Source organism: Hoeflea sp. 108, assembly GCF_000372965.1.
In the GTDB taxonomy this organism is placed as follows: Bacteria; Pseudomonadota; Alphaproteobacteria; order Rhizobiales; family Rhizobiaceae; genus Aminobacter.
In genome coordinates this window covers 2,612,617-2,638,375 of the sequence record NZ_KB890024.1, presented here as the reverse complement: position 1 = coordinate 2,638,375, position 25,759 = coordinate 2,612,617, and the positions used below count along the sequence as shown (strand labels likewise).

Below are 25,759 nucleotides of genomic sequence, written 5' to 3'. Positions count from 1 at the left end.
CATCCTGTCTTGGGATCGGAATTGATCCTTGGAACGAGTGATACGCCGATTGTTCAATGAGTTGGAGCGCCTTGTGAATCCTGAGGGACACAAGGCGCTCTAACGCTTTTCAGAGGGCGAAATGTTCTTCTACCTCTCAAAGATCTTCTGGTTCTTCGCCCAGCCGCTCAATTTTGCGATATTCCTGCTTGCGGCCGGACTGGTTGCCAGCCTCTTCGGCTGGCGCCGCCTGTTCCGCGCTACGGCCTTGCTGTCCTTCCTGGTGCTTGCGCTGGCCACATGGACGTCGCTCGGCTCGCTCATGCTCAATCCGCTTGAAGAACGGTTCCCGCGGCCGCCGCAGCCTGCCAGGGTCGACGGCATCGTCGTGCTCGGCGGCGGCTTCGAAGGCGCGATCAATCTCGCCCGCGGTGGTTATGAGCTCAACAGCGGCGGCGACCGCATGGTCGAGACCGCTGTCCTAGCGCGTCGCTATCCGGATGCGAAAGTGGTCATCTCCGGCGGCACCGGGACGCTGGTCCTCGAAGGCGAGGGCGATGCCGATACCGCGCCCCGCCTGCTCGAGGCGCTCGGCGTGTCGCGCGATCGGATGATCCTCGAAGGCCGTTCGCGCAACACCTACGAAAACGCTGTCTTCTCCAAGGAGATGGTGACACCTAAGCCGGGCGAAACCTGGCTGCTGGTCACCTCGGCCTTCCATATGCCGCGCTCGATGGCCCTGTTTGCCAAGGCCGGCTTCCAGGTCGTCGCCTGGCCGGTCGACTACCGCACGTCGGGGCAGGAGGGCGTCGGCCTGTTCACCGATAATCCGGCCGATTCTCTGCAGAACACGACGATGGCGCTGCGCGAATGGATCGGACTGTTTGCCTATTGGCTGTCGGGACGGATCGATGAACCGTTTCCCGGCCCGGGGCTCTGAACCAGCACGGCCTGACGCGCTTCCGAGAAGAACTGCCGCCTGATCAGAACTGCGAGAAGTAGGGCTGTGGTGAGGAAGAAGACACGGGCGTCGACGAACCAGCCGAGATAGCCGATCGAGAAGAAGATGCCACGCAGGCCGGCGTTGAAATGCTTGCCGGCGAGCACGTTCATGCGGGTTGCCCGCATCACGGCTGTGAGGATCGCCTCGTCGGGTTCCTTGCTGGCGGTCAGATGCGGCACCGCGCCGATCAGGATCGAGCAATAGTTGAAGAGACGGTAGGCCCAGCCGAACTTGAAGAACGAATAGGCGAGGATGAAGATCAGGCCGAACACCTTGACCTCGAAGAGCGGGCGGGCGGTGTCGCCGGCCAGCGGCACGTCGCTCAATACGGCGAGCACGCGGTCGGACGCGCCCAGAAGCGCAAAGCAGCCGCCGATGGCGATGAGCGAACTGGAGGCGAAGAAAGCCGTGCCTTGCTGCAATCCGTTCATGATCGAGGTGTCGACGATCCGAACCTCGCGCCGCGCCATGGTTGCCATCCAGGCAGCACGCTGCGCGTTCATGGCGCGGGTCAGCGACAGCCGCTTGACGATATGGCCATTGGCTGCGGCGGTATGGAACAGCCAGCCGGCGACGAAGAAGGCAAGTGCTGCCACGTCGAGATGGCTCATCGATGCGAGCAATGGGAAGGAATCGTCGAACATCCGCTAGCAATAGCACGGCCGGAAGCGCGTTTTCGAGGTGCTGCAGCCGCCGTTTTCCGGCCGCAAATGTTGACGATGCGTGAATGCGCGATTTCGAATAAGTCTATGATTTGTCTAAATTTGTAATGACCGAGACGTGACTGTCCCGATGGCCTTGCCATGGTTTCGCCATTTTTCGCAGTTGCGAAGCGTCGCGCAAAGTCGTATCCAGCTGTCGTACTCGGGACGAGCCGGAATGGCGGACGCACCGCCTGCTCGCCGAACGAAAGGTCTTGCAACACATCATGGACGACAACGTTCAGAAATCCTGCTGGGGTCTGACGGCCAAGGCAGTGATCGGATTTGCTGTTTTTCTGCTTCTTGCGTGGCTCGTCAGCGGCGGTGCCGAAAAGGCGGCGGTGGTCGCCGGAGGCTGAACAAGCACCCTTCAAATTGGATACAGAATTGGATACAAAAAGCGCGGCCTAGTCCGCGCTTTTTTGTTTTGCGGTCTTGCGCAAGTCAGAGGTTTTTTCGAATGTCGCGCGCTGAGCAAACCGCGTCGGATCGCGTCTAGCGGCGAGCGTGAAAAGGGCGGAAAGATCGCATAGTAATGCGACAAGAGCCGCCGTCGCAGGGAGTGAGCTTTGTTTCTTTCGGTATTCGACCTGTTCAAGATCGGCATTGGTCCGTCGAGTTCGCACACGATGGGGCCGATGACGGCGGCTGCCCGTTTCCTCGACGAAGTGCTCGGCGGTGACTGGCCGCGACCGGCCGGCGCCAAGGTCGATCGCGTCGGCGCCAGCCTGCATGGCTCGCTCGCCTATACCGGCGTCGGCCACGGCAGCGACCGCGCCGTCATCCTCGGCCTGACCGGCCTGACGCCCGTCACCGTCGATCCCGACACGTCGGACGCCATCGTCGAGCAGGTTGGCCGTGACAAGCGCGTCTCGCCGCCCGGCCATCCGTCCTATCGTTTCGATCCGACCGTCGACATGGTGCTCGACAAGAAGACGCCGCTGCTCGGCCACGCCAATGGCATGGCCTTCTACGCCTATGATTCCTCCGACCGGCTGCTGCTCAAGCGCATCTATTATTCGATCGGCGGCGGCTTCGTCGTCTCCGAAGAAGAGCTGCAGCGCATGAAGGCGAAGACCGCAGCGCCGGCTGCCGGCAAACGCGTGCCCTATCCCTTCTCCACCGCTGTCGAAATGCTGGCCATGGCCGCACGCAGCGGGCTCTCCATCGCGGAGATGAAGCGGGCCAACGAGGAAGTGCACATGGCGCGCGCCGACCTCGACGAGGGGCTCGACGCCATCTGGGACGCGATGAGCCGCTGCATCGACCGGGGCCTGTCGCAGGACGGCATCATGCCTGGCGGGCTCAAGGTTCGTCGCCGTGCCCGCCAGCTGCATGACAAGCTGCAGGAACAGTGGAGCCAGAACCGTCCCAACCCGCTGCTCGCCAATGACTGGCTGTCGATCTACGCCATGGCGGTCAACGAGGAAAACGCCGCCGGCGGCCGCGTTGTCACGGCACCAACCAACGGTGCGGCAGGCACGCTGCCCGCGGTCCTGCGCTACTGGCTGCATTTCCATGTCGAGGCCGACAAGGACAGCATCCGCGACTTCCTGCTGACGGCAGCGGCTGTTGGCGGCATCATCAAGACCAACGCCTCCATCTCTGGCGCGGAGGTCGGCTGCCAGGGTGAGGTGGGCTCTGCCTCGGCCATGGCCGCGGCAGGCCTGTGCGCGGTGATGGGTGGCACTGCCGAGCAGGTCGAGAACGCGGCCGAGATCGCCCTTGAACATCATCTCGGCATGACCTGCGATCCGGTTGCCGGTCTCGTCCAGGTGCCCTGCATCGAGCGCAATGCGCTGGGCGCGGTGAAGGCGGTGACAGCTGCATCGCTCGCCATCAAGGGCGATGGCAAGCACTTCGTGCCGCTTGACGCCGCCATCGAGACCATGCGCCAGACCGGTATGGACATGAGCGAGAAGTACAAGGAAACCAGCCTCGGCGGCCTCGCGGTCAACGTCGTCGAATGCTGAGCCTGTGCAAAACTCCGGCCGGCGTTGAATGCGCCGGCCCGAGGCACTAGTTTCGGACCATGTCGCTCAATCTCATCAAGCTTTGCGTCGGCTGCGATAGCGTCGAGGACCTCGAGGAATGGATCGCCTTCCGCCTTGATGAGCGGCGTCGCGCCAGCGAGCCCGTGGAGCAATTCCACACGACCCGCATGGTGCCGACGCGCGGCGAAGAGCTGACTGCGGGCGGTTCGCTCTATTGGGTGATCAAGGGCTCCGTGCAATGTCGCCAACGGCTTCTTGAAATCAGGCCGTTCACCGATTCCGAAGGCATCGGCCGTTGCCATCTGGTCCTCGAGCCGACTGTGGTGCGTACCGAGTGGCAGCCGCGCCGCGCGTTCCAGGGCTGGCGCTACCTCAAGCCTGCCGATGCGCCGCTGGATCTGGGCCAGGGCAACGCGGCACTTGCCGAAATGCCGCCGAAGCTGCGTCTGGAGCTGGCGGAGCTCGGCCTGCTTTAGGCCAGCTCGTGGCGTGCAAGGACGGGCTTGCAAGCCGACGCGGCTCGCCACATCTTCTTGTGTGATGAGCGACGCAAACAAGCCCCCGGTTACGTCAGCCACCCGTCCGCCGGCCGAGCGCCGTTCGGACGCATCGGAAGTCGACGCGTTTGTCCGTCAGGCGCGTGCTATGGCCAAAGCCGGCCAGGCCGGAGGCCGACTGATCCTCGCGCTCGACGCGACCATGAGCCGCCAGCCGACATGGGACCTCGCCTGCGAACTGCAGGGTCAGATGTTCGATGCCGTCGGCAACACAGGCAGGCTCAATGTCCAGCTCGTCTATTTCCGTGGCCTCGGTGAATGCCGGGCGTCGAAATTCGTTGCCGAAACAGGTTCCCTCAAGAAGCTGATGACGTCCATCCAGTGCCGCAGCGGCCAGACGCAGGTCGGCAAGGTACTGAGCCATGCGCTGAAGGAAACCGGAGCCGCAAAGGTCGATGCCCTGGTCTATATCGGCGATGCGATGGAAGAGAACATCGACGAGCTGGCCGAGAAGGCCGGGCATCTGGGCTTGCTCGGCGTACCGGCCTTTGTCTTCCAGGAAGGGCATGACGCCGCTGCCGAACGCGCATTCAAGGAGATCGCAAGGCTGTCCAAGGGCGCCTGGTTCCGCTTCGATCGTTCGGCCGCCGCCACGCTGTCTCGCCTGCTATCGGCTGTCGCGGTCTTTGCCGCCGGGGGCATAAAGGCGCTGGAGGCCAGGGGCAGACCTGAGGACAGACTGATGATCGAGCATCTGAGGAGCCGCAAGTCGCCATGAGTCTATTCGCAGGCATAGCGGCGGTGCTGCTGTTTTCGGTGCTGGGGCTGGTTGCCTTCATGCGGGCGGATGCTGCCCAACTTGCCAGCGGGCTGAAGCTTGCCGGCCCCGTCGTGCTCGGCGTGGTTGGCCTAGTGCTGCTTCTGCTTGGGCGCGCGGCCGTCGGTGGCGGCCTGATATCGGCGGCATTCGCCTGGTATGCGGCGACAAGAAGGGTGCGCTCGACAGTCAGCACGCCGGGCAAGCGCTCGACGGTTCGAACCGCTGCCCTCGAAATGGAACTCGACCATGACAGCGGTGTATTGACGGGAATCGTTTTGGCGGGCCGTCAGGAGGGCAAGGCACTTGCCTCGCTCGGGCTGGCCGAACTCAAGGCCCTCTTTCGCGAGCTTTCCGGCGACCCGGAAAGCCTGCAGTTGCTAGAGACCTATCTTGACGGCCGGTTTCCCGTCTGGCGCGAAGACACGAAGCCGGACGGTGACCACCGGCAGCGTGTTGCGCCAGGTTCTGGCGCCATGACTAAGGAGGAGGCCTACAAGGTCCTTGGTCTTGAAGCGGGGGCCGCCGCGGCGGATGTCCGCAAGGCGCATCGTCGACTGATTCAGCGCTTGCATCCCGACCTCGGCGGCTCGTCTTTCCTCGCGGCGCGGATCAACGAAGCCAAGGACGTCCTTCTCTCCGATCATCACTAACTCCTTCGACACACTACAAAACCCAGGAGGTTGGCTCTTCGCCTACTGCGCAATCGCGTAGCAGGAGATCTTTTTCTTCTTGAGCGCGTTGCAGGCGTTCCAGGCAGCATCCTTGGAATCGAAGCCGGCAAAGCGGGCACGGTAGTAGGTCACGCCGCCCTTCTCGAAGGGCACGGTGAAGGGCGAGGCATCTGCCAGGGCAGCGCCGGCCTGCTTCGCGGTCTTTTCGAGGATCGCGCGGGCCTCGCCGTCGCTGGGCGAGGACGCCACCTGCACGGCCCAGCCGGCACGCACGGTCGCGGTCTTGATCGCGTCGACTGCCGGAGCTTCCGTGGGGGCCGCATAGGCCTGCTCGACGTTGTCATTCGAGGCAGGAACGGAATCCTTCGCCTTGCGGATCTGGAAGGGGATTGCGCCGCCGAAACGCTCGGCCGAGGCCATGGCGATCTTGGGCTGGGATGCCGCGCTGATGGTCGGCTTCTTGGCCGGGGCGGGCACGGCTTCTGCCACTTTCTCGGTCACGGCCTCTTCGTCGTTTGAGGCGTCGGCGACTTCTATTACTTCGGCCTGCGGGCGCGTATCCGGGGTGGGGGCGTCATGCTTGGGCAGCTGCATCTTGGCAACGGCAACTGCCGGCGTGGGCGTGTCGGTCTTGGCGATCAGGTCGCCGCCACCGCCGCGGCGCGAAGCCTGGGGCAGGTAGGTGTTGATGAGGCTCGCCATCTTGTTGTCGCGGCTGCCACCCGAAGCGCCGCCCATGACGACGGCAACGAGGCTGCGGTTGCCGTCCTGCACTGACGAAACCAGGTTGAAGCCCGATGCACGGGTGTAGCCGGTCTTGATGCCGTCGACGCCCTTGACCCGGCCCAGCAGGCGGTTGTGGTTGGCAATGCGCTGGCGGCCGAAGGCGAAGGAACGGGTCGAGAAATAGCTGTAATACTGCGGATAATGCTCACGCAGCGCGATGCCGAGCATGGCCATGTCGCGCGCGGTTGTGAACTGTCCGGTGTTGGGCAGGCCGTTGGCGTTGCGGAACACCGTGCCTTTCATGCCGAGGCTGCGGGCCTTGGCCGTCATCATGCGGGTGAAGTTTTCCTCGGAGCCGCCGATCAGCTCGCCGAGTGCAGTGGCTGCATCGTTGGCCGAACGCGTGACGAGCGAAAGGATCGCCGCCTCGACGGTGATTGAACCGCCTGCCTTGACGCCGATCTTGGTCGGCGGCTCGTTGGCGGCGTTCTGGGAGAAGACGACCCGTGTGTCCTTGTTGATCCTGCCTTTGGCCATGGCCTCGAAGGTCATGTACAGCGTCATCATCTTGGTCAGCGACGCCGGATAGCGACGCGAGTCGGCGTTCTGCTGGTGCAGCACCTTGCCGGTGTTGGCGTCGATGACAATCGCTGCGTAACGGGCGTCCGTCGCAGCAGCCGTCGGCGCAACCGTTGCCAAGCCAATCGCCGCGGCGAGAGTGAAGGCAACCATGGATTTGAATGAGATAGCCGCCCTGAGGACTTTGCCCGGCAGTATTTGACGCACTGTTACACCCTTGATTTATCGTTGGCTTGGGGCGGCAAAGGTTCCGGCCCCGTATCCAGCCACACTAGGGCGACAGCGTTACCAATCCGTTTATGGTAACCGGCTTGTTCACACTTTCGGTCGGGCTTTATTCGAGTTTTAGTTAATGCCGCAGGGCACCCTCGGTTGGGCGCCAAAAGGGCGAGCCAGCGACTGTGGAAATGTGTTCCGCTGGGTCAGTTGACAATTTGTGCGCTGCACAATATCTAGGCTGCATCGCACAATCGCATAGCGTACCCGCCCAACCCGAAAAGGATGCAGCGATGACCCAGACCTATGAAGATTTCAGCAAGCACGGCAAGGAATTCGTCGACAACGGCCTGAAGAGCTTTGCCTCGCTCTCGAAGGGCGCCCAGGCCATCGCCACTGAAGCGACCGACTACACCAAGAAGAGCTTCGAGGCCGGTGCGGCCACCTTCGAAAAGCTCCTCGGCGTCAAGTCGTTCGAGAAGGCCGTCGAGATCCAGGCCGACTATGCCAAGCAGGCATATGAAGGCTTCGTCGCCGAGGCGACCAAGCTCGGCGATCTCTATGCCGAACTCGCCAAGGAAGCTTACAAGCCGTTTGAGTCGCTCGTCGCCAAGGCGAAGTGATCGCCTGACAGCAGATTCGGAATAGGCGGATCCGCTGGATCCGTCAAAATGAAACCCGGTTGCGCCCGCGCAGCCGGGTTTTTTTGTTTCGAAATCGGCTGAGAGCTTCACGTTTCAGGCAAATCGATGCGGCTTGGCCGACGGCCATATTGTCAGCACGTTAGAAGGGCTTAAAATCTCGGCGATGACACCTACATGACGAGGTGTGTCGGAATTGACGAAGGGCAGGACCAGATTGACGATCGGCTTGGACAGCGCGCGCATGCAGAACGGTGACGAGGGAGGCAACGGCACTGGCCGGGGCACAGCGGTCATCACCCGCACGAAGACCAAGACCAAACGGCCAAGTCTCTATCGCGTGCTCATCCTCAACGACGACTACACCCCGATGGAATTCGTCGTGCATGTGCTCGAACGCTTCTTCCAGAAGGACAGGGAGGCCGCCACCCGCATCATGCTGCACGTCCACAATCACGGCGTCGGCGAGTGCGGGGTCTACACATTCGAAGTGGCCGAGACCAAAGTGTCCCAGGTCATGGATTTCGCAAGACAGAACCAGCATCCGCTGCAATGCGTGATGGAGAAGAAGTGAGGTATTGAATGCCGGCTTTCTCCCAAGGCCTCGAAAAGGCGCTGCACCAGGCGCTGACGCTCGCCAATGAGCGCCACCACGAATATGCAACGCTCGAACACCTGCTGCTCGCGCTGATCGACGACAACGAAGCGGCCGCCGTCATGCGCGCCTGCAATGTCGATCTCGACGAACTCAAGCAGACCGTACTCACCTATATCGACACCGAGCTCGACAATCTCGTCACCGGTTACGACGAGGATTCCAAGCCAACTGCCGGATTCCAGCGCGTCATCCAGCGCGCCGTCATCCACGTGCAGTCGTCTGGGCGCGAGGAAGTGTCGGGCGCCAACGTGCTCGTCGCCATCTTCGCCGAGCGCGAAAGCCATGCGGCCTACTTCCTGCAGGAACAGCAGATGACCCGTTACGACGCGGTCAACTACATCTCGCACGGCATCGCCAAGCGTCCTGGCGCCACAGAGGGGCGCACGCCGCGCGGCACCGACGAGGAACAGCACGGCACGAACAACGAAACGGGCGAAGAGACCGGCAAGGGCAAGAAGCAGCAGGACGCGCTGACGGCCTATTGCGTCAACCTCAACGCCAAGGCGCGCGCCGGCAAGATCGATCCGCTGATCGGCCGCGAGTCGGAAATCAACCGCACCATCCAGGTGCTGTGCCGCAGGTCCAAGAACAATCCGCTCTATGTCGGCGATCCGGGGGTGGGCAAGACGGCGATCGCCGAGGGTCTCGCCAAGCGCATCGTCGAAGGCGACGTTCCCGAGGTGCTCGAGGATGCCACCATCTTCGCGCTCGACATGGGCACGCTGCTGGCTGGCACGCGTTACCGTGGTGATTTCGAAGAGCGCCTGAAGCAGGTCGTCAAGGAACTCGAAGAGTATCCGGGCGCGGTGCTGTTCATCGACGAGATCCACACCGTCATCGGTGCGGGTGCGACGTCGGGCGGCGCGATGGATGCTTCCAACCTGCTCAAGCCGGCGCTGTCGTCGGGTGCCATCCGCTGCATCGGTTCGACCACCTACAAGGAGTTCCGCCAGTTCTTCGAGAAGGACCGGGCGCTCGTCCGGCGCTTCCAGAAGATCGACGTCAACGAGCCGACGGTCGACGACGCCATCGAGATCATGAAGGGCCTCAAGCCCTATTATGAGGACTTCCACAAGGTGAAGTTCACCAACGAGGCGATTAAGGCCGCGGTGGAGCTCTCGGCGCGTTACATCAACGACCGCAAGCTGCCCGACAAGGCGATCGATGTGATCGACGAGACCGGTGCGTCGCAGATGCTCCTGCCGGAAGGCAAGCGCAAGAAGACCATCGGCATCAAGGAGATCGAGGCGACGATCGCGACCATGGCGCGCATCCCGCCAAAGACGGTCTCGGCCGACGACGAGAAGGTGCTTGCAGGCCTCGAGGTCGAATTGCAGCGCGTCGTCTACGGCCAGGATACGGCGATCACCGCCCTTACTTCGGCGATCAAGCTGGCCCGTGCCGGCCTGCGCGAACCTGAGAAGCCGATCGGCTCCTACCTGTTCTCGGGCCCGACCGGCGTCGGCAAGACCGAGGTGGCAAAGCAGCTTGCTCTGTCGCTTGGCGTGGAGCTGATCCGCTTCGACATGTCGGAATACATGGAGCGCCATACGGTCAGCCGCCTGATCGGCGCGCCTCCCGGCTATGTCGGCTTCGACCAGGGCGGTCTCCTGACCGACGGTGTCGACCAGCATCCGCACTGCGTGCTGCTGCTCGACGAAGTCGAAAAGGCCCATCCCGACCTGTTCAACATCCTGTTGCAGGTCATGGATCACGGCAAGCTGACCGACCACAACGGCAAGCAGATCGACTTCCGCAATGTCATCCTGATCATGACCACCAATGCGGGTGCGTCGGATGCGCAGCGCGCGGCGATCGGGTTCGGGTCGACGAAGCGCGAAGGCGACGATGTCGAGGCGATCAACCGGCTGTTCACGCCGGAGTTCCGCAACCGCCTCGATGCCATCATCCCGTTCGGCTCGCTGCCGGTGCCGGTGGTGCATCAGGTCGTGCAGAAGTTCGTCATGCAACTGGAAGCGCAGCTTTCCGAGCGTGGCGTTACCTTCGACCTGTCGCCCGATGCCATCGCCTGGCTGGCCGAGAAGGGCTACGACGAGCGCATGGGCGCGCGTCCGCTCGGCCGCGTCATCCAGGAGCACATCAAGAAGCCGCTGGCTGACGAAGTGCTGTTCGGGAAGCTCAGGAAGGGTGGCACGGTGCGCGTCACCGTCGAGAAGAAGGAAACCGGCGAGTCCGGCCTGAAGCTCGAGACGCTTGCCGACGAAGTGCCGGTGAAGCCGAAGAAGGAAGATCCGGCCGATCGTCCGAAGCTCAAGAAGGCGCCAGCCAAGAAGCCGGTCGCCAAGAAGGTGGTGGCGGCAAAGCCGAAGTCGGAGCCGAAAGGCAAGGACGGTGGCAAGCGCAGCCTGGTGCCGCAACTGCCGCGCAAGAGCTGACTGACGTCGGTCCAGACAAACAAAGGCCCCGGTTCGCCGGGGCTTTTTTTGTTCACGATGGTGGCTGAATGGGTAGGCGATGGAAAGTCGGAGTGTCTATGCCACCACGGCGCTTTCTACTCTGTTCCGGCCCAGCCGCTTGGCCTGGTACAGCCAGCCGTCGGCATCGCCGATCATCTCTTCGGCGCTGATCGATCCGCCTCTTTCCGTGGTGATGCCGATGCTGACCGTTGCGCGTGTGCAGGGCGAGGTGAGGTCGGTGGTTTCGACGGCGGTGCGCAGGCGCTCCGCCAGCACGGCTGCGTCGCCGGCATTCAGGTCCTGGCAGATGGCCACGAATTCCTCGCCGCCATAGCGGAACAGCCGGTCGCCGCTCCTCAACGCCCCGGCCAGCGCACGTGCCACATCCTTCAGCACCTTGTCGCCGGTGACGTGGCCGTATTGGTCGTTGATGCTCTTGAAGTGGTCGATGTCGATCATCAGCAGGCTGACCGGTTTGCGGTCCGTCAGCGCCCGGTCGATGAGCGACTGTGCCACCGCCTCGAACTGGCCGCGATCGCTGATGCCGGTCAGCTTGTCGACGCCGGTACGCTGCAGCAGCTCCTCATAACGGTGGCGGAAAGTAAGGCGGTCGAAGACCTTGAGCAAGGGCTCGGTGCCGGCCGGAAGCGGCTTGGTCTCGACATAGCGCAGGTAGGCGACCAGTAAGGCGCTGTAGAGGGCGGCGGCGCCCATCTTGGCGATCCAGCCGCCATAGAGCGCGCTGATCGGCACGCCGGAAACCAGGTGCAGACCGATGAAGAACATCACCTGGTCGAAGCTGAGCACGATCGCTGCGCTGAGGAAAATGCGCTTGAACAACGTGTTGGCGATGCGCTGCCCGAGCTTTTCGTAGATCAGGATCAGGGCGATGCTGTCGAGGAACAGCAGCGCCGTTCCCCAGATCATCAGGATTCCCATATCGTCGAGGAAGGTGAGATCGGGCCGATAGCCCGGCAACTCGGCGACGCTGCCATAAAGGCGCAGGATCAGCGCCAGCACCACCATCAGGCAGTTGCCGACCAGCAGGCCGTAGATCGGCTGGCGCACGGTCTCCGCGTCCTCCTTGATATAGAGCAGGAGGAACATCATCAGCTTGCCGGAGAACATCACGGTCGAGCCGGGCGAGATGAGGCCGAAGGGCAGGGGCAGGAAGAAGACCGCGGCGAGATATGTCTCGAGGAAGTGCATCACGCCCAGCACGCAGACGAAGATGCCGATGCCGAATTTATGGCGCGAATGGAAGACGGCAGCCATGGTGACGAAGTAGATCAGTGCCTGCACTGCGAGCAGAAACGTGCCGGTCATGATGTCTTCGCTCCCCTATGGGACCTGTCTAGCGAATGAGACTAGGCAAGTGGTTAACGGGCTCTCAAAGGAATCCAATTCTTCCCCAAATTTGATGAGCAATTTGCGCGGCTTGGGCACGGCGCTGCGATCGTTGCGCCAAAGCGGCCGCGCCGCTGACTTGAACGGTCCGGCGTGATATGCGCGGACCTATGCCCGCCGAAGAGATCTTGCCCGCATCGACATCAGCTTCGCGCCGCCGCTGGTACCTGCGCGGCGCGCGCATGGCTTTCTCGGTGCCGGGACTTATCCTTGCCAGTGCCTTCATCGGATTTGCCGGGCTCGCCAAAGAAGCGGGGCTGACGCTGGCCCAGACCGTCTTCATGGTCGGCATGGTCTGGGCATTGCCGGCCAAGGTCGTGCTGATCGGCGCGATCCTGTCGGGCGCTTCGCTGCCGGCTGCGGCCTTTGCCGTTGCGCTGTCCTCGATCAGGCTGGCGCCGATGGTCGTGGCGCTGGTGCCGGAAATGCGCGGTCCGAAGACGCCGCGCTGGGTGCTCTATTTTCTGTCGCATTTCGTGGCCGTCACTTCATGGGTGCTGGCTATGGAAAGGCTGCGCGGCGTGCCGCGAGACATGCGCACCAGCTACTACGCCGGCCTTGGCTCGACGCTGGTGCTTGCAAACATGGTTGTCGTGGCGGTGGTCTATGTGCTCGCCGACAGCATGCCACCGGCCGTTTCAGCCGCGCTCTTCATGCTGACGCCGATGTATTTCCTGACGTCGCTGTGGGGCTCGGCGCGCGAGCGGGCAGGGCATGTGGCCATGGTGCTCGGTATCGTGCTCGGGCCCCTCCTGCATGTGGTGGTCCCCGGCTTCGACCTGCTTGGCGCCGGACTGGTCGGCGGGGGCATTGCCTTCGCTTTCCACAAGCTGTCGCGTCGGAGGGCTTCGGCATGACCTTCCATGCGATCGACGCCTGGTGGTGGCCGTTCCTGTTCATCCTCGTCGCCGGCTGGCTTGCGACCGATGCCTGGCGCTTCCTCGGCGTCTATCTCGGCGACCGCATCGGCGAAGATTCCGATCTGCTGGTGCTGGTCAGGGCACTCGCCACGGCCCTGGTTGCCGCCGTCATCGGCAATCTGATCGTCTTCCCGAGCGGCGAGCTGGCGGACACATCGTTCGCGCTGCGCCTCGCCTCAGCGGCCGTGGGCTTCCTTGCCTATCTGTGGCTCGGCCGGAAGGTGCTGGTGGGGATCGTTGTGGCTGAAATGGTGCTGTTGGCAGGAATGGCTTTCAATTTCTAATCGTTCGCAGTGCCGCCGCCTCTTTACGTGGACTTAACGCGGGGAGGGCAATGGTCATGTCGTCTGGAAGGGCGACCCATGGCATTTCATCCGATCGAACGGCTTATCTTGATGATCGTCGGCGCCTTCATCGTCGTCGACGGGTTCCTCGCATTGTGGAAAGGCATTGGCGTTTCGGCCAATTTCTTCCTTTTCTCGGCGGGTTCCGGACTCTTGTTTGTCGCTCTTGGCCAAATCTATCGCCGTTGGCGTGACAGCGAGCGCATTGCGCTGACCACCCATGTCATCGGCCTTTTCATCCTGTTCTCAATGGTCGGTTCTCTGTTCAATGTGCTGCTTTTGCCGCGGCCAACGGCACCGATTGATGCCATGCTCGTTCGAATTGACGCGTGGCTCGGCTATTCTTGGCCAGCCCTGTGCGCATGGATTGCTGGCTATCCCTTCCTGAATTCTGTGTTGCGCATTGTCTATCAGCTGACTTTGGTTCAGCTGTTCGTTGCCTTTGTGGTGCTTGGAATGTTGCTCGATCGCAGGCGCCTGCATGCCGGCGCGCTGGCCATGGTGCTTGCGGCAATCGCCGGGATATTGTGCTGGGCCATGTTTCCATCGGGCGGTGCTTCCGCCTATTGGACGTTGGCACCGGAGATCGACCGTGTCGTTCGGCCGATCGTCAGCTCCGAGTACGGGGCAATGCTCTACCGCCTCTATGAGGAGGGTGTTCCTCATATTGATTCCTTGCAGGTAACCGGGCTTATCGGCTTCCCATCGTTTCACACGGTCATGGGTCTGGTGTCCCTGGTCGCCGTATGGCCTTACCGCGTTTTTCGCCTAGCCCTGCTGGTCGTGAATGCCCTGCTGGCGCCAGCCATCCTTATCCATGGTGGGCACAATCTGGTCGACGTCATTGCCGGCGTGTTCATATCCATCGTTGCCTGGCGGGCCGGCCTGGCGGTGTTCGATGCGTATGAACGTGCGTCCTCGCAGCAAGCGGGAGTATTCACGCATCAGCAGGGGCAGGCGGCACGCGCCTGACGGACGGAACATCGGCGCGCCCGACCTTGCCCGACGCCGTGGATATTTGGATTTCGTCGGCCAGCGAAGTCCGGCCTAGCCGCGAGCCAAAACCGCCCTCAGCCTATCCGCATTGACCGCCAGCACCTCGGGCTTCTCCATCTGGCCGGTATGCGGCTTGAGCGCCACGCCTTCGAAACGTGGCAGCACATGGACGTGCAGGTGATAGACGGTCTGGCCGGCGGCCGGTTCGTTGAACTGCATGATGGTCACGCCGTCAGCCTCGAAGGCCGTCTTGGCGGCGTTTGCGACTTTCTGGACGACGGCCATCAGGTGACCGAGCGTCGCCGGGTCGGCATCGAGCAGGTTGCGCGAAGGCGCCTTGGGTACGACCAGCGTATGGCCGGTGCCTTGCGGCATCACATCCATGAAGGCCACGACCGCGTGGTCCTCATAAACCCGCTGTGAGGGGATCTCGTCGCGCAAGATCTTGGCGAAGATGTTGTTTGGATCGTAAGCGCCGCTCGACATGGCCTATCCCGTTTGATGCGATTTCGTGGTGGATGTTTCGGCGCTGGCGGGCGGAACGTCAAGCCAAGGCAGGCCGAGAGGAACGACGTTGAACTACATCTATCTGATCGTGGCAGTGGCTTTCGAGGTCGTCGCGACTTCCGCCCTCAAGGAAACCAATGGCTTCACCAGGCTTGTTCCCTCGGTGATCGCGCTTGCGGGCTACGCCTGCGCCTTCTATTTCCTGTCGTTGGTGCTGCGTACAGTGCCCGTCGGCATCGTCTATGCATTGTGGTGCGGCGCGGGCATCGTCTTCATCACTGGCATCGCATGGATCTGGTTCCGCCAGACACTCGATCTGCCGGCGCTGATCGGCATCGGCCTGATCATGGCCGGCGTCATGGTCATCAACCTGTTTTCGAAGTCGATTGCGCACTGACCGGCGTCAGCCGCGGCGGAACGGGCCATGGTCCTCGAGATACTCGCCGATCTCGGCAACTTCCCGCCGTTCCCGCTTGAGATAGTCGGCGATCGCCCGGCGCAGGCCGGGGTGGACGATGTAATGAGCCGATTGCGTCGTCACCGGGCGATAGCCGCGCGCCAGCTTGTGCTGCCCCTGCGCGCCGGCCTCGACGACCTTCAGCTTGCGCTCGATGGCGAAATCGATGGCCTGATGGTAGCAGACCTCGAAATGCAGGAAGGGATGGTCCTCGATGCATCCCCAGTTTCGGCCGTAAAGCCTGTCGGAGCCAATGAAGTTGATGGCACCAGCTATGTAGCGGCCGCTCCGTTTTGCCATCACCAGCAGGATGTCGTCGGCCATGCGCTCGCTGATCAGCGAGAAAAACGTGCGGTTGAGATAGGGGCGACCCCATTTGCGGCCGCCGGTGTCCATATAGAAGGTGAAGAAGTCGTCCCAGACGCTTTCAGTCAGGTCTCGGCCGGTCAGCCATTCGATCGAGATGCCGGCCTCCAGCGCCTGGCGCCGTTCCTTCTTCAGGTCCTTCCGCTTGCGCGATGCCAGCGTCGCCAGGAAATCTTCGTAGGATGAATAGTCCTCGTTGAAGAAGTGGAACTGCTGGTCGGTACGGCGCAGGAAGCCGGTTGCTTCCAGCGTGTCGATCTCGCCCGGCTCGGCAAATGTCACATGCGCCGAGGAGACGCCGACGCCTTCGGCCACGCTGCGCAGCGCGGTCGCAAGCGCTGCCTTGGTTCTGGGGGCGTCAGTTCCGGGGACAGCGAGCAGGCGAGGGCCGGTGGCCGGGGTGAACGGCACCGAGGCCTGGAGCTTGGGGTAGTAGCGGCCGCCGGCGCGTTCGAAGGCATCGGCCCAGCCATGGTCGAAGACATATTCGCCTTGGCTGTGGGATTTGGCGTAGCAGGGGAGCGCGCCGAGAAAATTGCCGTCAGCCGTTTCCAGCCGCAGATGATGTCCCTGCCAGCCGGTCTTTGTGACGGCGCATCCAGACGCTTCAGCGATTGTCAGAAAATCGTACGAAACGAATGGGTTGTAAGGCGTGTCTGAGCTGGTTTTCGAGGTGCCGGCGAGCCTGTTCCATTCGTCGCGGCTGAATTCGCTGATGCTGGAAACGACGCGGACGGCGTAACCGCCATCCGCCTGCTTCGCCCCGGCGTCGCTCGCATTGCTCATGCCCAGTTACTTACGTTCGAAAGCTGCCTTTACAAGACCTCAAGCCACCGGTGTCGCATCGGGGTCGAAGCCCTCGAAGGTCATCTGGTCGGCATGGGCGAAAGTTGCCTTGACCGCGTCCTGATCGCGCACCGTCCAGGTGATGACGGGCATAGACAGCCTGTCGCGAACGAAGCTGATGAAGCGGTTGGGCAGGTGCGTCACGCTGTAGGAGACAAACGAGATGCCGTGCGCCAGCATCGAGAAATGCGCTTCCAGCTCATGATCCTGGTCGCCCCAGGCGGTGAGGCCTGCCGGGATGCCGGGCGCAAGCCTGGCAAAGTCACGGATCAGCCAGTGGTCGAAGGACATGATCGCGACCTTGCCCTTGTAGTTGCGCAACGCTGCGCCCACGCGCTCGACGAGCTCGCCGTCATGCCCAGGGATGCCCTTGAGTTCGATGACCAAGGGCACGCGTCCGTCAACCAGCTTCAACAGTTCGGCAAGTGTCGGTGCGTGGTCGGCGGTGCCGCCGATCCGGAGCGCGCCCATCTCGGCCGCTGTCCGCTGCCAGATATAGCCTTCGGTGCCGGTCAGGCGCTTCAACGTGTCGTCGTGGAAGACAACGACATCGCCGTCCGCACTCAGGTGCACGTCACACTCGATGGCGAAGCCGCGGCTCGCCGCCCGTTCGAATGCGGAAAGCGTGTTCTCCCAGCACTCCTTGTTGAGGTCGTGCAGCCCGCGATGGGCGATGGGTCGGGCGGTCAGCCAGGAAAGGTCGGTCATGTCGCCGCTCACTCGGTCTCGATGATCGCTTCGATCTCGACCGCGGCATTCAGCGGCAGCGAGGCGACGCCGACGGCAGAACGGGCGTGCTTGCCGCGCTCGCCGAGTGCCGCGACCAGGAAGTCGGACGCTCCGTTGGCGACCAGGTGCTGCTCGGTGAAGTCGGGCGTAGAGGCAACGAAGACGGTGATCTTGACGATGCGACGGATTTTTTCGAGGTCGCCGAGCGCTGCCTTGGCCTGTGCCAGGATGTTGATTGCACACTGCTTGGCGCCATCCTTGGCGGCTGCCGTGTCGACGGCGCGGCCAACGAGACCGGAGGCGATGAGCTTGCCATCCTTGAGCGGCAGCTGGCCCGCGGTAAAGACGTAGTTGCCGGTATTCATGAACGGCACGTAGTTGGCCGCGGGTGCGGCGGCGGCCGGCAGCGTCACGCCGAGATCACTCAGCCGCTTTTCGATTGTTTCGCTCATCGTCTTTCCTTATCTCTGAGTCTCGGGTCGTAGGTGAGGTCGCGCCGAAAGTGCTATTTTTGCCTCGCTTCCGCCACGACTTTTTTTATGGTGGACCATCATTCCCAGCGGCCTGTCAGGGCCGCGCCGATCGGAGCATCGTGTATGCGCGCAACGCGCCTTGCTGTACTTGCCACCCTTTCCGCTTCGGCACTTGGCCTTGTGCCCGCTTATGCTGCGCCTGTGCTTGCTCCTCACCGCGCAGTCTACGATCTGGTGCTCGACCAGGCGTCGGATCGCTCGGGGATAACAGGCCTCACCGGCCGCATGGTGTACGAGTTCAACGGTTCGGCCTGCGAGGGCTATACGGTGAAGTTCCGTTTCGTCACGCAGATCGCGACGCAGGAAAACACGCGCCTGACCGACCAGCAGACGACGACGTTCGAGGACGCCGAGGGCAAGACCTTCTCCTTTGTCACCAAGTCCTTCGTCGACCAGAGCCTCGACCGCGAGGTCAAGGGCACTGCGACGCGCGATACGAACGGGGTGAAGGTCGACATCGAAAAGCCGACGCCCGGCACCGTCGATCTCGCCAGGACGCAGTTCCCGACCCAGCATCTGGTCGAGCTCATCGACAAGGCAGAGAGGGGCGAGACCTTCTATGAAACCAGCCTGTTCGACGGTTCCGAGGATGCCGACAAGGTAATGACCACGACCGTCATCGTCGGCAAGAAGGCCGAGGCGCCGAGCGGCGACCCCGAGCTTCCAGCACTGGCAGGATTGGCCAAGGACAAGTACTGGCCGGTCGACATTGCCTATTTCGACGAGAGCAAAGGCAGCGGCGAGGAAGTGCCGGAGTACCGGATCAGCTTCAAGCTGCACGAGAACGGCCTGACGCGTGATCTGGTCATGGACTACGGCGACTTCTCCATGACCGGCAAGCTGGTCAATCTCTCGCTGTTCCCGGTGCCGCAGGGCAGTTGCAAGAAGTAGGCGGCGCGTGGCTGTTTATGTCGACGCGGCGATCTGGAAGTGGGTGGGCCATCGCTGGTGCCACCTGCTGGCCGACGATATCCATGAGCTGCACCGTTTTGCTGCCCAGCTTGGGCTGAAGCGCTCCTCCTACCAGGGGCCACCCAAGACCTCCGCCCCCCACTATGACATTACCGGCTTCGAGCGGGATCGGGCCGTGAGGCTCGGCGCCGTCGAATGCAGCCGCGAGGAGATCGTGGCGGTGTTCCGCCGCGTGCGCGTGCGCAACTTCAAGCGTCGCGAGCCCAGGCCGATGGAAAGTGCCGTGCAGGAAGAGCCGGGCATTTCCCGCTGGGCAGCCGGCAGCTGAACTGCCCCGGTCGCGGGAATCGCCCCCCGGATTTGATCGCGGCGGTTGGCGGTGCCGATGCGACAGGATGCCCATGTCGCGGTGTGGCGGTGCAGAACGCCTTGTTTTCCGCCAATATCGACCTGGTCCCGGGGTTGCACTCACCAGGCAATACGTCTATATGCCGCCCCATTCCACACACGGACTTTGGTTTCTGCCCGGGAGAAATCCGGCTGAGACCGCCCGGTGGCGTTTCGAGCATTTCAGCGAAAAGCGTCATGGTCCGTGGAGGCTAACCGGAAAAGGACATAAAGATGGCATTGCCTGATTTCAGCATGCGCCAGCTTCTCGAAGCTGGCTCGCACTTCGGCCACCAGACCCACCGCTGGAACCCGAAGATGGCGCCCTACATCTACGGCGCCCGCAACAACGTTCACATCATCGACCTGTCGCAGACTGTTCCGCTTCTGCACCAGGCCCTGAAGCAGGTTTCCGACGTCGTGTCGCGCGGCGGCCGCGTGCTGTTCGTCGGCACCAAGCGCCAGGCTTCCGACATCGTTGCTGACGCTGCCCAGCGTTCGGCTCAGTACTACGTCAACTCGCGTTGGCTCGGCGGCATGCTGACCAACTGGAAGACGATCTCGAATTCGATCCAGCGCCTGCGCAAGCTCGACGAGCTGCTCGCTGGCGAAGCCCATGGCTTCACCAAGAAGGAGCGCCTGAACCTCGAGCGTGAGCGCGAGAAGCTGGATAAGGCCCTCGGCGGTATCAAGGACATGGGCTCGACCCCTGACCTGATGTTTGTCATCGACACCAATAAGGAAGCGATCGCCATCCAGGAAGCCAAGCGTCTTGGCATTCCGGTCGTTGCAATCATCGATTCGAACTGCGATCCGGACAAGATCGACTTCCCGATCCCCGGCAACGACGACGCTGCCCGCGCGATCCAGCTGTATTGCGATCTGATCGCCAAGGCCTGCATCGACGGCATCGCTCGCCAGCAGGGCGCCCTGGGTGTCGACATCGGCGCCTCGGCCGAGGCTCCGATCGAGCCGGCCCTGGACAACACCGCTTCGGGCGAAGCCCAGGCTTGATATCACGAAGGCCGGGAAACCGGCCTTCCTTTCTGGATCGGGCGCATACCTCGCGCCGGCGTCAGGCGCATCATCGAACCCTCGGTGGTGCGCCAGCGCATTTCAAAGCAAAGAGGCCACAATGAGCATTTCGGCAGCACAGGTTAAGGAACTCCGCGAACTCTCGGGCGCGGGCATGATGGATTGCAAGGCCGCTCTGGCCGAGACCGGCGGCGACATGGAAGCTGCCGTCGACTGGCTGCGCAAGAAGGGCATCTCCAAGGCCGACAAGAAGGCTGGCCGCACGGCCGCCGAAGGCCTGATCGGCGTTGATGCCGGCGTGCGCGAAGCCGTCGTTGTCGAGGTCAACTCCGAGACCGACTTCGTTGCCCGCAACGCGGCTTTCCAGGAGATCGTCAACAACGTCGCCAAGGTTGCGCTTGCCTACGGCTCCACCGAGGCTGTTGCTGCGGCCAAGTATCCGGGTTCGGACAAGTCGGTCACCGACACGATCAAGGACGCTGTCGGCACCATTGGCGAGAACATGAGCTTCCGCCGTTCGGCCAAGCTTTCGGTTTCGGAAGGCGTCGTTGCCACCTACGTCCATAACGCCGTTGCCGACAATGTCGGCAAGCTCGGCGTGCTGGTTGCTGTCGAGACCGCCGGCAACCACGATGCCGCTCGCGCCTTCGCGCGTCAGGTCGCCATGCACGTTGCCGCGACCAACCCGCTGGCCCTGACCCCTGACGAGGTCGACGCTACGCATGTTGAGCGCGAAAAGGCGATCTTCGCCGACCAGGCCCGCCAGTCGGGCAAGCCGGAAAACATCATCGAGAAGATGGTGGAAGGCCGCATGCGCAAGTTCTACGAGGAAGTCGTGCTGCTCAAGCAGGCCTTCGTGCTCAACCCCGACCTGACGGTCGAGGCAGCCCTCAAGGACGCTGAGAAGCAGATCGGTGCGCCTGCCAAGATCACCGGCTACATCCGTTTCGCGCTCGGCGAGGGTATCGAAAAGGAAGAGAGCGATTTCGCTGCTGAAGTTGCTGCTGCCGTAAAAGGCTAAAAAGTAGCGCTGCATCAAGCGCTTCCTGAGGATAGCCGAAGGGCGCCGCGTGACATCGCGGCGCCCTTCGTGTATCGGAACCCAAATTCAACAGCCGCGAGGAACCCATGACCGACAAGCCGCTCTACCGGCGCGTACTGCTTAAGGCGTCGGGTGAAGCCCTGATGGGCGAGCAGCATTTCGGCATCGACGTTTCTGTTGTCGACCGCATTGCCAGCGACATCGCCGAGGCGAGGGCGCTTGGGGTGGAGGTCGGCGTGGTCATCGGCGGCGGCAACATCTTTCGCGGCGTGGCCGTTGCCTCCAAGGGCGGCGATCGCGTCACCGGCGATCACATGGGCATGCTCGCCACCATCATCAATTCGCTGGCGTTGCGCACGTCGCTGCACAAGCTCGGCGTCGATTCCGTGGTGCTTTCGGCCATCGCCATGCCGGAGCTTTGCGAGAGCTTCTCACAGCGCCAGGCCACGGCCTACATGGACGCAGGTAAGGTCGTGATCTTTGCCGGCGGCACCGGCAATCCCTTCTTCACCACCGATTCGGCGGCAGCACTGCGCGCGGCCGAGATCGGCGCCGACGCCCTGTTCAAGGGGACGCAGGTGGACGGCGTCTACTCTGCCGATCCCAAGAAGGACCCAACCGCGACGCGCTTCGAGCGCATCACGCATCAGGAAGTCATCGCCAAGGGCCTGTCCATCATGGATACGGCAGCGATTGCACTTGCGCGCGAAAACAACATTCCGATAATCGTCTATTCGATCCACGAAAAAGGCGGCTTCGGCGAAATATTGAAAGGTGGCGGCCGCTGCACGATTGTTGCGGACGCCTGACCATTGGAACGATGGCCCCGGACCCGGGACCAAGGAGACTGCTATGAGCACGGATTACAACGATCTTCAGCGCCGCATGGAAGGTGCCATCAACGCTTTCAAGCATGACCTCGCATCGCTGCGCACGGGGCGTGCCTCGAGCAACCTTCTCGATCCGATCCATGTCATGGCCTATGGCTCGCCGATGCCGCTCAACCAGGTGGCGACCGTGTCGGTGCCTGAGCCGCGCATGATTTCAGTGTCGGTCTGGGACAAGTCGATGGTGGGTGCAGTCGATCGCGCCATCCGCGAGTCGAACCTCGGCTTCAATCCGATCGTCGACGGCACCAACCTGCGCATTCCGCTGCCGGAACTCAACGAGCAGCGCCGCAAGGAACTGGTCAAGATCGCCCATACCTATGCCGAGAATGCCAAGGTAGCGACCCGCCACGTGCGCCGCGACGGCATGGATGCGCTCAAAAAGGCCGAGAAGGATGGCGACATCAGCCAGGACGACCAGCGCGTCCAGTCCGACAAGGTCCAGAAGCTGACCGACGACACGATCAGCCAGATCGACAGCCTGCTGGCAGGCAAAGAAGCCGAGATCATGCAAGTCTAAGGCAGGCAACTCGCCTGTCCGAAAGCGAACGGATGACTACGCCCGCGCATGTCGCGATCATCATGGACGGCAATGGCCGCTGGGCAAAGGCCCGGGGGTTGCCACGCGTTGCGGGGCACAAGGCCGGCGTGGAAGCGCTGCGCCGCACCGTTCGCGCTGCGGCCGACCTCGGCATTTCCTGGCTGACGGTCTACGCGTTTTCTTCGGAAAACTGGTCGCGGCCGAAGTCCGAGGTCACAGACCTCATGGGCTTGCTCAAGATTTTCATCCGACGCGATCTGGCCGAACTCCATAACAGCGGCGTGCGCGTGCGCGTCATCGGCGACAGGGCGACCTTGCAGCCCGATATCAGGTCCTTGCTGGAAGAGGCGGAGACGCTGACGGCAGGCAACGATTCGCTGACCCTGGTGATTGCGTTCAACTATGGCGGACGCGACGAGATCGCACGGGCGGCGCGAAAGCTTGCCGAAGCGGTCAAACGTGGCGACCTCGCAAGCGAAGACATCACGCCGGAACTTTTTGCCGAAGAGCTCGACACGTCGGGCATCCCCGATCCGGATCTGTTGATCCGCACCAGCGGCGAGGTCAGGCTTTCCAACTTCTTGCCCTGGCAGTCGGCCTATAGCGAGCTGGTCTTCCAGCCCTGCTACTGGCCAGACTTCACTAGGGAGCACTTGGCGGATGCATTGCGCGAATACACCGGCCGCGAGCGCCGCTTCGGCGGGCTAGCGCCGCGCGACGTTGCGCTGTGACGGCGGAACGCATGAGCAATCTCCAGATCCGTACGATATCGGCGATTGTCCTTGCCGTTGCCGTCCTGCTGCTCACCTGGTTGGGCGGCGTGCCGTTCCGGTTGTTTTCGGCGGCGATCGTGCTCGGCATATTCTACGAATGGTCGCGCATGGCGCGTCCGAAGACGGAGGCCAGCTGGACGGCAGGGGCTCTCGGCTTCCTGCCTGAAGGATTGGTGCTGATCTTCGTCGGTGCGCTTGTCATCGGCATCCCTGCCTTTGCCTTGCTTGCCCTTACGGTGCTTTTTGCCGGGGTGCTCTGGAGTGCCGGGCGGTTGCGCGGCATTGGCGGCTGGGACGCGGCGGGCTTCGGCTATGCGGCCCTGTCCGGCCTGTCGCTGGCTCTGCTGCGTGGCGACGGCGCATCAGGGCTGGTTGCGATCCTGTTTCTCTTCGCCGTGGTCTGGTCGACCGACATCTTCGCCTATTTCGTCGGCCGCAAGGTCGGCGGCCCCAAGCTCGCGCCGGCGATTTCGCCCGGCAAAACGCGCAGCGGCGCCGTCGGCGGCGCCATCGGCGGCGTTGTCGCAGGCCTGCTGCTCGCAGGGGCGATGGGCATCGGCAATCTGCCTTTGCTCGGAATTGTGGCGCTGTTGCTGTCGGTCGTCTCGCAGGCTGGCGACCTTTTCGAATCATGGGTCAAGCGGCGGCATGGCTACAAGGATTCCGGTTTCATCATTCCCGGTCACGGGGGCGTGATGGACCGGGTCGACGGGCTTGTCGCGGCGACATTTGCCCTATACGTCATCGGCTGGCTGTCAGGTTCCGCCGATCATCCGGCGCATGGCCTGTTTCCTGCCTGATCGGCAGTCGGCCATTGTTGACGTCGGGACGTGCGGAACGCACGGCGCCAAGTGGTTGAGGGCTAGACTTGAACGAGTATCTTCCTGCCTTCCTGAGCACCAACGGACTTCTTCTCGGCACCATCGTGCCGTTTCTGTTCGTGCTGACCATCGTCGTCTTCGTGCATGAGATGGGACACTACCTCGTCGGCCGCTGGTGCGGCATCGGGGTGAGGGCGTTCTCCATAGGCTTCGGCCCCGAGCTTTTCGGTTTCAACGACAGGCGCGGCACGCGGTGGAAGCTCTGCGCCATTCCGCTCGGCGGCTATGTCAAATTCGTCGGCGACATGAACGTCACCAGTTCGCCTGAAGGGGCCGAGGTCGACAATCTGAGCGAGGCCGAGCGCAAGGTCGCTTTCCACACACAGCCGGTCTGGAAACGTGCCGCGACCGTCTTCGCCGGCCCGCTGTTCAACTTCCTGCTGACGATCGCAGTCTTTACCGTGCTGTTCACGGCCTATGGTCGCTACGTCATGGAGCCGACCGTTGCCGAAGTGCGCGCCGGCAGTCCGGCAGCCGTCGCCGGCATCATGCCGGGCGACCGATTCGTCAGCGTCGACGGTACGCCTGTCGAAACCTTCTCCGATGTGCAGCGTCTCGTTTCGGGACGGGGCGGCGATCCGATCAAGTTCGTCATGCGTCGCGACGGCAAGGAAGTGGACGTCACGGCTGCTCCCGAACTGATGGAGCAGAAGGACGCGCTTGGCAATTCGGTCAAGGTGGCGGTTATCGGCGTCGTCAACAACGAGGAGATGGGGCAGCCGCGGCTCATCTCTTACAGTGTGGGTGGCGCCTTTGTTCAGGCGACTTCGGAGACCTGGCACGTCATCGAGCGCACTGGGCAGTTTCTCAAGCGATTCGTGGTCGGCCGCGAAGACAAATGCCAGTTGGGTGGACCGGTGAAGATCGCCGACATGGCAGGCAAGGCAGCCAAGCTGGGCTTTGAATGGCTGATACAACTGGTGGCTTTGCTTTCGGTCGGCATCGGTTTTCTCAACCTTCTGCCGATTCCGCCCCTCGACGGCGGACACTTGGCGTTCTATGCAGTTGAGGCTGTCATCAGGCGCCCTGTTTCCGAAAGGGCGATGGAGGCTGTATATCGAGTGGGGATGATTCTCGTGCTGGCTTTTATGGGGTTCGTTTTCTGGAACGACCTGTTTGGCTGCTGAAATCATGAAGAAATTTTAGGCCGGCAAGGGGCTTGTTGAGGGTGCGTTTACCATCCGGGGCAGTTTGCGTGACGCGAAAGTCACGCTCGCTGGGGAAGTAAGCGCAAATTAACCAGAAGCCTTGCGTGTAGGGAAAATCCGGTTATTACGGTACGGGAAAATTACCG

At 62.5% G+C, this 25,759-nt stretch carries 28 protein-coding genes and 1 pseudogene; 22 read left to right on the top strand and 7 right to left on the bottom strand.

Going from position 1 to position 25,759, the window contains the following annotated elements; all coding sequences use genetic code 11:
• The first annotated feature begins 121 nt into the window (after positions 1–121).
• Positions 122–919, top strand: a complete 798-nt coding sequence (locus tag B015_RS0112965) for a YdcF family protein (RefSeq protein ID WP_018428130.1) — start codon at positions 122–124, stop codon at positions 917–919.
• On the opposite strand, the gene B015_RS0112960 is transcribed toward B015_RS0112965, so the two are convergent.
• Complete coding sequence (locus B015_RS0112960; RefSeq protein WP_018428129.1) at positions 868–1,626, bottom strand: DUF599 family protein; 759 nt, start codon at positions 1,624–1,626, stop codon at positions 868–870. The two genes, B015_RS0112965 and B015_RS0112960, sit on opposite strands and share 52 nt — an antisense overlap.
• A gap of 284 nt (positions 1,627–1,910) precedes the next feature.
• Here B015_RS0112960 and B015_RS34080 point away from each other — a divergent pair, with 284 nt between their 5' ends.
• From B015_RS34080 to B015_RS0112935, 5 genes are all read left to right on the top strand, one after another.
• On the top strand, positions 1,911–2,042 hold the full coding sequence (locus tag B015_RS34080; protein ID WP_018428128.1) for a hypothetical protein: 132 nt from the start codon (positions 1,911–1,913) through the stop codon (positions 2,040–2,042).
• 210 nt (positions 2,043–2,252) lie between these two features.
• Positions 2,253–3,656, top strand: a complete 1,404-nt coding sequence (locus B015_RS0112950) for an L-serine ammonia-lyase (RefSeq protein WP_018428127.1) — start codon at positions 2,253–2,255, stop codon at positions 3,654–3,656.
• 59 nt (positions 3,657–3,715) lie between these two features.
• Positions 3,716–4,153: a DUF1489 family protein gene (locus B015_RS0112945; RefSeq protein WP_018428126.1), complete on the top strand. Its 438-nt coding sequence runs from the start codon at positions 3,716–3,718 to the stop codon at positions 4,151–4,153.
• Positions 4,154–4,322: 169 nt separating this feature from the next.
• On the top strand, positions 4,323–4,952 hold the full coding sequence (locus tag B015_RS0112940; RefSeq protein WP_343122976.1) for a VWA domain-containing protein: 630 nt from the start codon (positions 4,323–4,325) through the stop codon (positions 4,950–4,952).
• A complete protein-coding gene (locus tag B015_RS0112935; protein ID WP_018428124.1) occupies positions 4,949–5,644 on the top strand; it encodes a DnaJ domain-containing protein in 696 nt (231 codons plus the stop codon). Before B015_RS0112940 ends, B015_RS0112935 begins: the two co-directional genes overlap by 4 nt.
• A gap of 42 nt (positions 5,645–5,686) precedes the next feature.
• Here the strand turns inward: B015_RS0112935 and B015_RS0112930 are convergent, their stop codons facing one another.
• Complete coding sequence (locus tag B015_RS0112930; RefSeq protein WP_026227221.1) at positions 5,687–7,177, bottom strand: D-alanyl-D-alanine carboxypeptidase; 1,491 nt, start codon at positions 7,175–7,177, stop codon at positions 5,687–5,689.
• A 302-nt stretch (positions 7,178–7,479) separates the two neighbouring features.
• On the opposite strand from B015_RS0112930, the gene B015_RS0112925 reads away from it, so the two are divergent.
• From B015_RS0112925 to clpA, 3 genes are all read left to right on the top strand, one after another.
• Positions 7,480–7,809 (top strand): phasin family protein, encoded by a 330-nt coding sequence (locus B015_RS0112925; protein ID WP_018428122.1) that lies wholly within the window; start codon positions 7,480–7,482, stop codon positions 7,807–7,809.
• A 262-nt stretch (positions 7,810–8,071) separates the two neighbouring features.
• A complete protein-coding gene (clpS, locus tag B015_RS0112920; RefSeq protein ID WP_040456709.1) occupies positions 8,072–8,401 on the top strand; it encodes an ATP-dependent Clp protease adapter ClpS in 330 nt (109 codons plus the stop codon).
• Between the two features lie 8 nt (positions 8,402–8,409).
• Complete coding sequence (clpA, locus tag B015_RS0112915) at positions 8,410–10,881, top strand: ATP-dependent Clp protease ATP-binding subunit ClpA (RefSeq protein WP_018428120.1); 2,472 nt, start codon at positions 8,410–8,412, stop codon at positions 10,879–10,881.
• Between the two features lie 96 nt (positions 10,882–10,977).
• On the opposite strand, the gene B015_RS0112910 is transcribed toward clpA, so the two are convergent.
• Positions 10,978–12,228 carry a GGDEF domain-containing protein gene (locus tag B015_RS0112910; protein ID WP_018428119.1) on the bottom strand — a complete coding sequence of 417 codons (1,251 nt, stop codon included), beginning with the start codon at positions 12,226–12,228 and terminating at the stop codon, positions 10,978–10,980.
• Positions 12,229–12,491: 263 nt separating this feature from the next.
• On the opposite strand from B015_RS0112910, the gene B015_RS0112905 reads away from it, so the two are divergent.
• The 3 genes from B015_RS0112905 (at position 12,492) to B015_RS0112895 (ending at position 14,545) form a co-directional block, all read left to right on the top strand.
• A complete protein-coding gene (locus tag B015_RS0112905) occupies positions 12,492–13,166 on the top strand; it encodes an AzlC family ABC transporter permease (RefSeq protein ID WP_245262321.1) in 675 nt (224 codons plus the stop codon).
• Entirely contained in the window at positions 13,163–13,513 is a 351-nt protein-coding gene (locus tag B015_RS0112900) for an AzlD domain-containing protein (protein ID WP_018428117.1), read from the top strand. The genes B015_RS0112905 and B015_RS0112900 overlap by 4 nt, the downstream gene beginning before the upstream one ends.
• A 78-nt stretch (positions 13,514–13,591) precedes the next feature.
• The gene (locus B015_RS0112895; protein WP_018428116.1) at positions 13,592–14,545 is read left to right on the top strand and encodes a phosphatase PAP2 family protein; all 954 of its coding nucleotides are present in this window, start codon (positions 13,592–13,594) and stop codon (positions 14,543–14,545) included.
• Between the two features lie 75 nt (positions 14,546–14,620).
• On the opposite strand, the gene B015_RS0112890 is transcribed toward B015_RS0112895, so the two are convergent.
• A complete protein-coding gene (locus B015_RS0112890; RefSeq protein WP_018428115.1) occupies positions 14,621–15,055 on the bottom strand; it encodes an HIT family protein in 435 nt (144 codons plus the stop codon).
• An 88-nt stretch (positions 15,056–15,143) separates the two neighbouring features.
• Here B015_RS0112890 and B015_RS0112885 point away from each other — a divergent pair, with 88 nt between their 5' ends.
• Positions 15,144–15,473, top strand: a complete 330-nt coding sequence (locus B015_RS0112885; protein ID WP_018428114.1) for a multidrug efflux SMR transporter — start codon at positions 15,144–15,146, stop codon at positions 15,471–15,473.
• A 6-nt stretch (positions 15,474–15,479) separates the two neighbouring features.
• Here B015_RS0112885 and B015_RS0112880 read toward each other — a convergent pair whose 3' ends face one another.
• Genes B015_RS0112880 through B015_RS0112870 form a run of 3 tightly spaced genes read right to left on the bottom strand, consistent with a single transcriptional unit; the run spans position 15,480 to position 17,926 of the window.
• Positions 15,480–16,685, bottom strand: a complete 1,206-nt coding sequence (locus B015_RS0112880; RefSeq protein ID WP_018428113.1) for a GNAT family N-acetyltransferase — start codon at positions 16,683–16,685, stop codon at positions 15,480–15,482.
• A 39-nt stretch (positions 16,686–16,724) separates the two neighbouring features.
• Positions 16,725–17,453 (bottom strand): glycerophosphodiester phosphodiesterase, encoded by a 729-nt coding sequence (locus B015_RS0112875; RefSeq protein WP_026227220.1) that lies wholly within the window; start codon positions 17,451–17,453, stop codon positions 16,725–16,727.
• Between the two features lie 8 nt (positions 17,454–17,461).
• Positions 17,462–17,926 carry a RidA family protein gene (locus tag B015_RS0112870; RefSeq protein WP_018428111.1) on the bottom strand — a complete coding sequence of 155 codons (465 nt, stop codon included), beginning with the start codon at positions 17,924–17,926 and terminating at the stop codon, positions 17,462–17,464.
• A gap of 144 nt (positions 17,927–18,070) precedes the next feature.
• On the opposite strand from B015_RS0112870, the gene B015_RS0112865 reads away from it, so the two are divergent.
• From B015_RS0112865 to rseP, 9 genes and pseudogenes are all read left to right on the top strand, one after another.
• Entirely contained in the window at positions 18,071–18,898 is an 828-nt protein-coding gene (locus B015_RS0112865) for a cell envelope integrity EipB family protein (protein WP_018428110.1), read from the top strand.
• 7 nt (positions 18,899–18,905) lie between these two features.
• A pseudogene (locus tag B015_RS0112860) lies at positions 18,906–19,160 on the top strand (DUF4031 domain-containing protein); the annotation flags it as partial.
• Positions 19,161–19,540: 380 nt separating this feature from the next.
• Positions 19,541–20,320, top strand: a complete 780-nt coding sequence (gene rpsB / locus B015_RS0112855) for a 30S ribosomal protein S2 (RefSeq protein WP_026227219.1) — start codon at positions 19,541–19,543, stop codon at positions 20,318–20,320.
• Between the two features lie 121 nt (positions 20,321–20,441).
• Complete coding sequence (tsf, locus tag B015_RS0112850) at positions 20,442–21,362, top strand: translation elongation factor Ts (RefSeq protein ID WP_018428107.1); 921 nt, start codon at positions 20,442–20,444, stop codon at positions 21,360–21,362.
• 107 nt (positions 21,363–21,469) lie between these two features.
• Complete coding sequence (pyrH, locus tag B015_RS0112845) at positions 21,470–22,192, top strand: UMP kinase (RefSeq protein WP_018428106.1); 723 nt, start codon at positions 21,470–21,472, stop codon at positions 22,190–22,192.
• A gap of 43 nt (positions 22,193–22,235) precedes the next feature.
• Complete coding sequence (gene frr, locus B015_RS0112840; protein WP_018428105.1) at positions 22,236–22,790, top strand: ribosome recycling factor; 555 nt, start codon at positions 22,236–22,238, stop codon at positions 22,788–22,790.
• Between the two features lie 14 nt (positions 22,791–22,804).
• A complete protein-coding gene (locus B015_RS0112835; protein ID WP_198292898.1) occupies positions 22,805–23,542 on the top strand; it encodes an isoprenyl transferase in 738 nt (245 codons plus the stop codon).
• An 11-nt stretch (positions 23,543–23,553) separates the two neighbouring features.
• Positions 23,554–24,384 carry a phosphatidate cytidylyltransferase gene (locus tag B015_RS0112830; RefSeq protein WP_026227218.1) on the top strand — a complete coding sequence of 277 codons (831 nt, stop codon included), beginning with the start codon at positions 23,554–23,556 and terminating at the stop codon, positions 24,382–24,384.
• Positions 24,385–24,452: 68 nt separating this feature from the next.
• Positions 24,453–25,592: an RIP metalloprotease RseP gene (gene rseP / locus B015_RS0112825; RefSeq protein ID WP_018428102.1), complete on the top strand. Its 1,140-nt coding sequence runs from the start codon at positions 24,453–24,455 to the stop codon at positions 25,590–25,592.
• Positions 25,593–25,759 lie beyond the last annotated feature (167 nt).

What these genes read in the sequence shown, in the direction of transcription:
- clpS (WP_040456709.1), top strand. Translation starts at nt 8,072, where the DNA reads ATGCAGAACGGTGACGAGGGAGGCAACGGCACTGGCCGGGGCACAGCG.
- B015_RS0112905 (WP_245262321.1), top strand. Translation starts at nt 12,492, where the DNA reads ATGGCTTTCTCGGTGCCGGGACTTATCCTTGCCAGTGCCTTCATCGGA.
- rpsB (WP_026227219.1), top strand. Translation starts at nt 19,541, where the DNA reads ATGGCATTGCCTGATTTCAGCATGCGCCAGCTTCTCGAAGCTGGCTCG.
- B015_RS0112895 (WP_018428116.1), top strand. Translation starts at nt 13,592, where the DNA reads ATGGCATTTCATCCGATCGAACGGCTTATCTTGATGATCGTCGGCGCC.
- B015_RS0112875 (WP_026227220.1), bottom strand. Translation starts at nt 17,453, where the DNA reads ATGACCGACCTTTCCTGGCTGACCGCCCGACCCATCGCCCATCGCGGG.
- pyrH (WP_018428106.1), top strand. Translation starts at nt 21,470, where the DNA reads ATGACCGACAAGCCGCTCTACCGGCGCGTACTGCTTAAGGCGTCGGGT.
- B015_RS34080 (WP_018428128.1), top strand. Translation starts at nt 1,911, where the DNA reads ATGGACGACAACGTTCAGAAATCCTGCTGGGGTCTGACGGCCAAGGCA.
- B015_RS0112945 (WP_018428126.1), top strand. Translation starts at nt 3,716, where the DNA reads ATGTCGCTCAATCTCATCAAGCTTTGCGTCGGCTGCGATAGCGTCGAG.
- B015_RS0112960 (WP_018428129.1), bottom strand. Translation starts at nt 1,626, where the DNA reads ATGTTCGACGATTCCTTCCCATTGCTCGCATCGATGAGCCATCTCGAC.
- B015_RS0112900 (WP_018428117.1), top strand. Translation starts at nt 13,163, where the DNA reads ATGACCTTCCATGCGATCGACGCCTGGTGGTGGCCGTTCCTGTTCATC.
- B015_RS0112910 (WP_018428119.1), bottom strand. Translation starts at nt 12,228, where the DNA reads ATGACCGGCACGTTTCTGCTCGCAGTGCAGGCACTGATCTACTTCGTC.
- tsf (WP_018428107.1), top strand. Translation starts at nt 20,442, where the DNA reads ATGAGCATTTCGGCAGCACAGGTTAAGGAACTCCGCGAACTCTCGGGC.
- B015_RS0112880 (WP_018428113.1), bottom strand. Translation starts at nt 16,685, where the DNA reads ATGAGCAATGCGAGCGACGCCGGGGCGAAGCAGGCGGATGGCGGTTAC.
- B015_RS0112890 (WP_018428115.1), bottom strand. Translation starts at nt 15,055, where the DNA reads ATGTCGAGCGGCGCTTACGATCCAAACAACATCTTCGCCAAGATCTTG.
- B015_RS0112870 (WP_018428111.1), bottom strand. Translation starts at nt 17,926, where the DNA reads ATGAGCGAAACAATCGAAAAGCGGCTGAGTGATCTCGGCGTGACGCTG.
- clpA (WP_018428120.1), top strand. Translation starts at nt 8,410, where the DNA reads ATGCCGGCTTTCTCCCAAGGCCTCGAAAAGGCGCTGCACCAGGCGCTG.
- B015_RS0112940 (WP_343122976.1), top strand. Translation starts at nt 4,323, where the DNA reads ATGGCCAAAGCCGGCCAGGCCGGAGGCCGACTGATCCTCGCGCTCGAC.
- B015_RS0112865 (WP_018428110.1), top strand. Translation starts at nt 18,071, where the DNA reads ATGCGCGCAACGCGCCTTGCTGTACTTGCCACCCTTTCCGCTTCGGCA.
- B015_RS0112935 (WP_018428124.1), top strand. Translation starts at nt 4,949, where the DNA reads ATGAGTCTATTCGCAGGCATAGCGGCGGTGCTGCTGTTTTCGGTGCTG.
- frr (WP_018428105.1), top strand. Translation starts at nt 22,236, where the DNA reads ATGAGCACGGATTACAACGATCTTCAGCGCCGCATGGAAGGTGCCATC.
- B015_RS0112925 (WP_018428122.1), top strand. Translation starts at nt 7,480, where the DNA reads ATGACCCAGACCTATGAAGATTTCAGCAAGCACGGCAAGGAATTCGTC.
- B015_RS0112830 (WP_026227218.1), top strand. Translation starts at nt 23,554, where the DNA reads ATGAGCAATCTCCAGATCCGTACGATATCGGCGATTGTCCTTGCCGTT.
- B015_RS0112965 (WP_018428130.1), top strand. Translation starts at nt 122, where the DNA reads ATGTTCTTCTACCTCTCAAAGATCTTCTGGTTCTTCGCCCAGCCGCTC.